A 1,295-nucleotide genomic window follows, 5' to 3' on the forward strand; every position below is an offset into this window, starting at 1 on the left:
CGCGAACCGGAACAGGTCAAAGCCTTTCGGGATACCTGGCGGGATGGCATTCACTCCTATCTGACCTATCTGCGGGATCGCTTGACCGTGGCGCGGGATTTGTTGACGGAGAGCGGGTCCATTTTTGTGCAGATTGGGGATGAGAATGTCCATCGGGTCAGAGTGTTGCTGGATGAGGTGTTTGGAGAAGAGAATTTTGTTTCTGTTATTGTATATGCCAAAACAACAGGGTTTTCCGGGTCAAATTTATCCAGTGTAACAGACCATATTGTTTGGTATGCTCGAAATGTTAATTGTATAAAGTATAGAAATGTTTATTCTCTAAAGAGTGCAGGTGATGAAGGTGCATCAAAATACAGGCCAGCATCGACAATTTCTGCATTAAATAATTCTGCTTTTGATTTGACGCGCCTTGCGACGTCAGATCAGTTGACGTCGCAAGGCGTGTCAGCAAATTCAGAGCAGATGTTTTGTTTCCGTGGTAAACGCTGGGTACCACCGAATGGTTTGCATTGGAAGACGACGGTGTCTGGTTTGTCACGCATTGCAAAAACAGAGCGAGTAATTGAGGAGGGAAATTCGATTCGTTATGTGCGGTGTTTGGATGATTTTGCAATTGTCCCACAGACAAACGTTTGGTTGGATATTGGAGGGGTACAGAGTCGAACCGATCCAAAAGTTTATGTGGTACAAACTGCAACAGAGGCTATCAAACGCTGCCTCCTCATGACCACAGACCCCGGTGATTTGGTCCTGGACCCCACTTGTGGTTCCGGTACCACCGCTTTTGTGGCTGAGCAGTGGGGGAGGCGTTGGATTACCATCGATACCTCACGTGTGGCCCTGGCCTTGGCGCGAGCACGGATCATGGGGGCGCGTTATCCCTACTATCTGTTGGCAGACAGCCCAGAGGGACAGAAAAAAGAGTCGGAAATCAGCCGAACCCTCCCCGCCAAATCATCCACTCACGGAGATATACGCCAGGGCTTTGTTTATGAACGGGTGCCGCACATCACTCTGAAATCAATCGCCAACAATGCCGAGATCGACTTGATCTGGGAGAGGTATCAGGAAAAGCTGGAGCCTTTGCGCCAGCAATTGAATGCCCTTTTGCAAACCACCTGGGAGGAGTGGCAGATTGCCCGCGCGGCCGATCCCAAATGGCCTGAAGGAGCCAAAAAACTGCATGCGGAGTGGTGGCGGCAGCGTATCCTGCGCCAGCAGGAGATGGATGCCTCCATCGCCGCCAAGGCCGAGTTTGAGTTTCTTTATGACAAGCCCTACGAAGATAAGAG

Annotated in this window: 1 protein-coding gene; it reads left to right on the forward strand. The window is 50.3% G+C overall.

The annotated features are described in order from the left end of the window. Positions 1–87 precede the first annotated feature (87 nt). Positions 88–1,295 (forward strand): DNA methyltransferase (locus tag EJP87_RS16600; RefSeq protein ID WP_265332139.1); only part of this gene is annotated, 1,208 nt, incomplete at its 3' end.

The sequence above is a fragment of the Candidatus Magnetaquicoccus inordinatus genome (assembly GCF_004217665.1).
GTDB classification, from domain to species: domain Bacteria; phylum Pseudomonadota; class Magnetococcia; order Magnetococcales; family Magnetaquicoccaceae; genus Magnetaquicoccus; species Magnetaquicoccus inordinatus.